The organism is Arthrobacter sp. P4_H3 (assembly GCF_056400885.1).
In genome coordinates, this window is the sequence record NZ_JBFUKK010000046.1 from 1 (window position 1) to 1,436 (window position 1,436).

Genomic DNA, 1,436 nt, shown 5'->3' on the forward strand with positions numbered 1-1,436 from the left:
TTGAACTGCTCCCCGGAAGTTGGACTGAGAAATTCAGTTCCGGCTTTCGGGGAGCAGTTTTATGCATGCACGTAGTTCATTGGCTGAGGCGCAGCGTGAGGCGGCTGTAGCGTTGTTTGAGAAGGGCGTCGGGTATCGGGCGGCGGCTCGGTTGTTGGATGCGCCCTGTGTGCCGGTCAGGGCGCTGTATGGGCGGTGGAGGATTCATGGGCAAGGAGTGCTGGTGAGCAGGCCGGCGAGGTCGTACTCCTTCGAATTCAAGCTCGCCTTGGTGCAGCGGTTCCTCGCGGGCGAGYCCGGCCCGGAGCTGGCAGTGGAGGCCGGTTTGGCCTCCCGTGAGCTGCTGCAGAAGTGGGTCCGGGCGTATCGTCTGGACGGTGAGGACGGGCTGCGGCCAAAGCCCAAAGGCAGACCGCGGAAACCCGATTCCCCGCCGCCGGCGGAGTTGCCCGAGCTTGAGCGGTTGCGGCGGGAGAACGAGCGGCTGCGCGCTGAGGTCGCGTACCTGGGAAAACTGCGGGCCTTGAGGGAACAGGGACGACGGTAAAGGTTCAAGCCGTCGTTTCCCTCAAGGCTGACTATCCGGTTGGTGTCCTGTTGGACGTCGCAGGGCTGGCCAGATCCACGTTCTTCTATCASCAGGCCCGGCTCCAGGCGCCRGACCCGCAAGAGAAGCTCAAAGCGGCGATCACGGAGATCTTCGAAACGAACCATGGCCGGTACGGGCACCGGCGGGTCCATACGGAGCTGCTCAAGCAAGGGTGGACGGTCGCGAAGAAGACCGTGCTGAAGCTGATGCAGGCCCTTGGGCTGGCCTGCAAGGTCCGGCGCAGGAAGCGCTACAACTCCTACCGGGGCGAACAGGGCGCGGTAGCGCCCAACGTGCTGAACCGGGAGTTCGAGGCTGATGCGCCGAACCAGAAGTGGGTCACCGATGTGACGGAGTTCARCGTCGGGGACCGGAAGCTCTACCTTTCACCGGTCATGGACCTCTTTGACCGGCAGATCATTTCTTACTCGCTGGGCTTGTCGCCGAACCTGGCGCTCACCAACGATTCACTGCGTGASGCCCTGAGCTRTCTGCAGCCCGGTCAGCAGCCGCTGGTGCACTCGGACCAAGGTTTCCAATACCGGCACGCCTCTTGGCGCACCCTGATCGAGGGCGCCGGCGCGTTCCAGTCAATGTCCCGCAAGGGCAATTGCTACGACAACGCCGTCATGGAGAACTTCTTCGGCCACCTCAAGGAAGAGCTCTTCCACCGCGTCCGATTCCTCAACACGGACGCACTGGCAGCTGCAATAGGGGAATACATCCACTGGTACAACACCAAAAGGATCTCCACAAAGCTCGAGGGCCTAAGCCCGGTGCAATACCGTGCCCAGGCCCTCGCAGCTTAGGATCCTATTTGGCAGTCCAACTTCCGGGGACCAGTTCA

The 1,436-nt window shown here is 62.3% G+C and carries 2 protein-coding genes; both read left to right on the forward strand.

Features of this window, described 5'->3' with window-relative positions:
* Positions 1-223: 223 nt before the first annotated feature.
* Complete coding sequence (locus AC1DRE_RS25060; RefSeq protein ID WP_476987163.1) at positions 224-547, forward strand: transposase; 324 nt, start codon at positions 224-226, stop codon at positions 545-547.
* A gap of 50 nt (positions 548-597) precedes the next feature.
* The gene (locus tag AC1DRE_RS25065; RefSeq protein ID WP_476987164.1) at positions 598-1,398 is read left to right on the forward strand and encodes an IS3 family transposase; all 801 of its coding nucleotides are present in this window, start codon (positions 598-600) and stop codon (positions 1,396-1,398) included.
* The last annotated feature ends 38 nt before the right edge of the window (positions 1,399-1,436 follow it).